This window comes from Streptomyces musisoli (genome assembly GCF_016741855.1).
Taxonomy (GTDB): Bacteria; Actinomycetota; Actinomycetes; order Streptomycetales; family Streptomycetaceae; genus Streptomyces; species Streptomyces musisoli.
In genome coordinates this window covers 1-5,150 of record NZ_JAERRH010000059.1, presented here as the reverse complement: position 1 = coordinate 5,150, position 5,150 = coordinate 1, and the positions used below count along the sequence as shown (strand labels likewise).

General features: G+C 70.3%; 6 protein-coding genes and 2 pseudogenes. 2 read left to right on the top strand and 6 right to left on the bottom strand.

The genetic code is table 11. From position 1 onward, the window contains the following. Positions 1-26 precede the first annotated feature (26 nt). Positions 27-539 (bottom strand): annotated as a pseudogene (locus JK361_RS40310) (TSUP family transporter); the annotation flags it as partial. 90 nt (positions 540-629) lie between these two features. Here JK361_RS40310 and JK361_RS40305 point away from each other — a divergent pair. Further along, positions 630-960: pseudogene (locus JK361_RS40305) on the top strand (glyoxalase superfamily protein). A 91-nt stretch (positions 961-1,051) separates the two neighbouring features. On the opposite strand, the gene JK361_RS40300 reads toward JK361_RS40305, so the two are convergent. The 3 genes from JK361_RS40300 to JK361_RS40290 all read right to left on the bottom strand — a co-directional run bounded on the left by JK361_RS40300 (position 1,052) and on the right by JK361_RS40290 (position 2,895). Next, complete coding sequence (locus JK361_RS40300) at positions 1,052-1,426, bottom strand: nuclear transport factor 2-like protein (protein ID WP_201828162.1); 375 nt, start codon at positions 1,424-1,426, stop codon at positions 1,052-1,054. Continuing rightward, positions 1,423-2,073: a MarR family winged helix-turn-helix transcriptional regulator gene (locus JK361_RS40295; protein ID WP_236054662.1), complete on the bottom strand. Its 651-nt coding sequence runs from the start codon at positions 2,071-2,073 to the stop codon at positions 1,423-1,425. The genes JK361_RS40300 and JK361_RS40295 overlap by 4 nt, the downstream gene beginning before the upstream one ends. A 210-nt stretch (positions 2,074-2,283) precedes the next feature. Next, on the bottom strand, positions 2,284-2,895 hold the full coding sequence (locus JK361_RS40290; RefSeq protein ID WP_201828160.1) for a TetR/AcrR family transcriptional regulator: 612 nt from the start codon (positions 2,893-2,895) through the stop codon (positions 2,284-2,286). A gap of 77 nt (positions 2,896-2,972) precedes the next feature. Between JK361_RS40290 and JK361_RS40285 the strand changes: the two genes are divergently transcribed. Beyond that, complete coding sequence (locus JK361_RS40285) at positions 2,973-3,767, top strand: MBL fold metallo-hydrolase (protein ID WP_236054661.1); 795 nt, start codon at positions 2,973-2,975, stop codon at positions 3,765-3,767. 454 nt (positions 3,768-4,221) lie between these two features. On the opposite strand, the gene JK361_RS40280 is transcribed toward JK361_RS40285, so the two are convergent. Together JK361_RS40280 and JK361_RS40275 are read right to left on the bottom strand one after the other, a co-directional pair. Further along, positions 4,222-4,764: an MOSC domain-containing protein gene (locus tag JK361_RS40280; protein ID WP_201828156.1), complete on the bottom strand. Its 543-nt coding sequence runs from the start codon at positions 4,762-4,764 to the stop codon at positions 4,222-4,224. A 260-nt stretch (positions 4,765-5,024) separates the two neighbouring features. Continuing rightward, positions 5,025-5,150: transposase (locus JK361_RS40275; protein WP_201828154.1), on the bottom strand; the 126-nt coding region annotated here is incomplete at its 5' end.

Genomic DNA, 5,150 nt, shown 5'->3' with positions numbered 1-5,150 from the left:
GGGCGGAGCACTGGCCAAGATCAAAGGTAGAACTGCGCGTTCGGCACGAACTCGTGAGCGCTCCAGCCGGCGTTCATCGCGTACAGGGAGAGCGGCGGGCCGCCCAGGCCGGCCGAGGCGTTCATGAAGCCGCCGGCCGCACCGGCGGCCACCGCGCCCCGGGCGCCGACCAGGCCGGGCACTCGCAGGCCCTGCATCACCAGGAGTACGGCCAGGGTCACCAAGAGCCCCATCCCGACGAGCAGGACCGGCTGGGACAGTTGGCCGGCCGCCCAACTTCCGGCCGGGACGGCGCATACGGACGCGATCACCAGCGGTACCATCGCCGTCAGCCGCACGCGCCGCCAGCCGCTGACGAGCCCGACCGCGCTGATGGCACCGGCCGCGCAGTTGGCCAGGGCGACGCCCTGGTGCGGACCGAGCAGCAGCACGAGTGCGGGCACGGCGACGAGCGCGAAGCCCATCCCCGTCAGCCATTGCACGCACGCGCCCAGCATGACGACGAGTCCGCCGAGAAGCAGTGCCGCCTCGCCGGTCATGCGCCCCCGCAGTGCCTTCGGAGGGAAGAGGACGCGGCGCCATGAGGTGACGTCCGGCGGCCTGCCGGGGAGTCTGTGATCATGGCTCGTATGGACGAAGAAGTCATTCCCATCCTTCATGTCAAGAGCACTGAGCTGGCGGTCGGGTGGTACGAGCGGCTGGGCTTCGCCAAGCAGTGGGAGCACCGCTTCAAGCCGGGACCCCACGTTCGTCGAGATCGCCCGGGGCGGGGTGCGGTTGTTCTTGTCGGAGCATCAGGGCGACGCCCGTCCGGGGTCGTTGGTCTATCTCCGGGTGCGTGATGTCGACGTCATTGCTTCCGCGTTCGGTGCGCGGGTGGCGGACGCTCCGTGGGCGCGGGAGATCGAGTTGCGCGACCTGGATGGCAACCGGCTTCGCATCGGTACACCGGTCACGTGAGCGCCCGCGGGCCGGGACGGGGGGCGTGAACTCCGGGGCGGCGGTCGCTCGGCCGTCCGGCGCCGCCGGACGAGGTCCGCGGTGCTCGGCGTCAGGACGGGCCGATGGCCTGCATGACGGCGTGCCAGGGAGTGGCGTCGAAGATCAGGCGGATGCTGTCGATCCGGCCGTCGGAGAGGTGGAAGTGTTCGGCGGTGCGCTGGGTTCCGATGGTCGGGAGCGACGTATGGACGTCGTAGACCAGCGTGGCTTCGCTCTCGCCGTACAGTTCGCTGACCAGGTCGACGCCGGTCACGATTCCCAGGAACGCTTCCAGGCCGCTGAGGTGGTCATGGTGACTGCCGGAGGCCATCAAGGGGCTCTGGAAGTGGAAGGTGTCGGCGAGCGTGCGAGCGGCGGCGGGGATGTCACCGCTCAGCCGGGCCTGGTGGTAGGCGCTGACGGTGGCGCGCGTCGTGGTCGTCATGCGGGAGTGGTTCCTTCGCTGTCAGTGAGATGGGCGGCGATGCGCTGCTGGTTGTGAACCAGGCGCAGGCACAGGTGGCGGAGCTGGTGGAGTTCGGTGTCGGTGAATCCGTGGAACAGGGCTGCCATGGCGCGCTCGGTCGGTTCCCGGAAGCCGTCCAGCCACGCCGAGCCGGCGGGAGTGATGCGGGCGACGACGGCTCGGCGATCGCCGGGCGCGGGATCGCGTCGAACGAGTCCTTCGCCTTCGAGCGTGTCGACGAGCCCAGTGGCGTTGCGAGGGGTCATGCCCGCGGAGCGGGCGAGTTCGCCGAGATGCATACCGGTCTCGCCCAGGGTGCGCAGCCGGAGCAGCACGTCGACAGCTCCCGCACTCAGGCCGCGGCCTTCCGAGCCGTGGGCGCGAAGCCGCTCGACGGCCTTGTGCGCGGCACGCGCGGCGGCTGCCGCCTCCAGGCGGATGGTGTCGCCACCATCCGCGAACACAGCGAGCGAGGCACGGACCTGAGGGTCATAGATCATTCCGTCCGGGTCCCGGGCGAGCCCTCCGCCATTAGTTACGTCCTTCATAATGAAGTCATACTGAATCCTGTCCGGTTCGGTCAAGATCAGAAGACGGCCCGATGCGCAGCCCTTGACGCGGACCATCGGCGCCCCCGGCGCCTCACGGCCCATCAGCCCCTGAGGGCCGGCCTCGGCGCAGACGCCGCTTCGCGGTCCCCCATCGTCCCGGCCTTGCCGTCGAGGAAGGGTGGGCCGGCGAGGCCAACCGGCTCCGCCACGCCGCAGGTCTCCGGAGCCCGTTCTCCTTCCGGCCCAACAGCCAGTCGGTCCGCAGAGCTAGTTGTGGCTTTGGGATCAGGCCGGCAGCGGGCGCTGCGAGGCGAGGGCGGCGCGCATGAGGCGGCGGGCGCGAGGCGCGGCGCGCTCGTCGCCGAGGAGCTGGATCTCCTGGTTGGCGGCCATGGCGAGGCCGCCGAGGAGCGACACGAGGTCGTCAGGGTCGAGGTGCGGGTCCAGGTCGCCGGCGGCCTGTGCGGTGGTGATCTGCTCGGCGAGGAAGCCGCGCCAGCGGGTCACCGTATCGTGCAGGCGGGTGCGCAAGTCGCCGTATCGTGCGTCGAGTTCGCAGGACGCCGCCGTGACGAAGCAGCCGTTGGGAAACGGGCTGTCGGCCAGGTAGGCGCACCAGGCGTCGATCACGGCGTACAGGCACGGCAGGCCCGGGCCGGTGGCGCGGCCGGGTGCCACCACCGCCTCCGTGAACATCTCCACCGCGCGGTCCAGGGCGGCCAGCTGGAGCTCGGCGCGTGAACCGAAGGGGCCGACGACTCCGGCCTTGCTCATGTCGAGCGTCTCGGCCAGCGCGCCGATGGTCAGTCCGGACAGTCCGAGGCCCGACGCCTGCTGCACCGCGACCTCGACGATGCGCTCCCGGGTACGCCGGGCCTCTGCCGCTGTTTTTCTCATGCCCCCAATCTTACCGATCGATCGTCTGCTAATTTAGAGAACGATCGTACGGTAAACGACTGATGGGGGGGCGCCGCATGCGTGTCCGTTGGCTTGGCTGGGCCGGAGTGGAACTCGAATCGCAGGGAGAGAGTCTGGTCATCGACCTGCTCGGCCGGCCCGAAGGCGTCCTGGACGGGACGGCACTGTCCGGAGTGCCGATGCCGAAGGTCGTACCGCCCCGCACGGAGGGCCATGTGCTCGCCGGACTGTGCACCCATCTCCACCGCGACCACACCGACGCCGGCGCCCTCGCCCGCGCCCTGCGGCCCGGCGGAACGGTCCTGCACCCCGAGTCCTTCGGCGGTGACGACCACGAGAACCTCTGGACGCTCAAGGCCGAGGCCGAACTCACCGCCCACGACCTGCCCCGGCGGCCCATGGGCCTGTGGGAGACCACCACCATCGGGCCCTTCACCATCGCCGCCGTCCCCGCCGTCGACACCCTCGGCGATCCCCAGGTCTCCTGGGCCGTCGAAGCCGACGGCACCCGCGTGATCCACCTCGGCGACACCATGTACCACGGCTACTGGTGGCGCGCCGCCCACCGCTACGGCCCCTTCGACGCGGTCCTCACCCCCATCAACGGACCGATCGTCTGCTTCCCGCACTGCCAGCCGCCGAGCCCCTACCCGGCCTCGCTCGACGCCCGACACGCCGCCGTCGCCGCCCGCCTCCTCCAGGCGAGGACCGCGATCCCGATGCACTACGACGGCTTCCACTCCGACTTCTACGCCACCCAGCCCGACGAGCTCGCCCGCTTCCTCGACGCCACCGCCGGCGAACCCTACGAGGTCCTCGCCCCAGCCGTCGGAGAGGAACTGACCCTGTGACGCCCGGCCCCCCATGACGCCTGACCGCTCCGTGCCCGCCTCTGAAATCGCCGCCATGCTCCTCGTCCAACCCCCGCCGTTGGATCGGCCCGGTCAGCGTGTGGACGCCGGGTTCCGAGGAGGGTGACGGCAGCGCCGGCCGGGGGGTGAGCGCGACTCCCGCGCGGCGGGCGATCAGTGCGGTCAGCACGGTGACGGGGGTGGAGGTGCCGGTGGCCGGGCAGGCGCTCGGAGGTCCTGGGCGGCGCGCAGGGCCTGGTCCACGCGGGACATGACCGCGGTGTCGGCGGGGCCGAGTTGGCGCCGTCGAACCGGCGCCCACCCGTAGCTGGACGATGTTGGCGTGCGACGCCGCAGAAGGCGGGATGGGCCATGGCCGCGCGGGCCTGCTTGATCTTCGCGGCTCCAGGACCTGCGCGGCCGTCGTGCTGTCACGGCCTGCCCGGGAGGCTGGTCAGACCCGGTCCAGGGGCCGGTGCGGACCGCTGGGAAGTTCCGTTTCGATCGTGTCGCCAGGGCGCACCACGCCGCCCTCCCTCACGATGCTCATGATTCCGGCCTTGCGCACGATGTTCCCCGCGTCGTCGCGGCCGACGACCTGCTTCAGCAGCCCGTCCTGGAAGTTGTCGATCTGCGCGCAGGGATTGCGGAGCCCGGTGACTTCCAGGACCGCGGAGTCGCCGATGCGCAGCAATGTGCCGACCGGCAGACCGAGCAGATCGATGCCACGCGTGGTGATGTTCTCGCCGAGGTCGCCGGGCGCCACCTCGAACCCTTCTTCGCCGACCTCGGCGAAGAGCTCTTCATGGATGAGGTGGACCTGGCGCAGATTCGGCTGGGTGGGATCCTGCGCGACGCGCGAGCGGTGCTTGACCGTCACACCGGCGTGCACGTCCCCCTCCACACCGAGCCCGGCAAGCAACCTGACGCTGTCCCGGTTCGGCTTGGTGAACGAGTACTCCCCGCTGCTACTGACCGCCGTCACTCTCCCGCTCATGTCCTGGAACCCCCTCGTCGGTAACTGTGATCAGCCACGAGCCTAGCCCTGGACCTTCAAGGCACCACAGCATCCACGATCAATCGCGGGGGGCCGCGAGGTCGGTGTCGACGTTGCCCCGATACGGGCGCCCGGCGGCGGCATCCCGCCGGCTTCCATCCCTGATCTTGCAGGGTATCCCCGGCTTCAGCCGGGGAGGGAATGCATCCTTGACCCGGAGCCGCGAATCGGCGGAGTTCTCTGCGGCTCCGGGGTGACGGTCAGACAGGCCGCTTCTGGCCTTCGATGTACTGCTTGATCACGGTCAGCGGTGCACCGCCGCAGGACCCGGCGAAGTAGGAGCGGGACCAGAACACGGAGTCCAATCCGATCCGGTTGATCCGGCT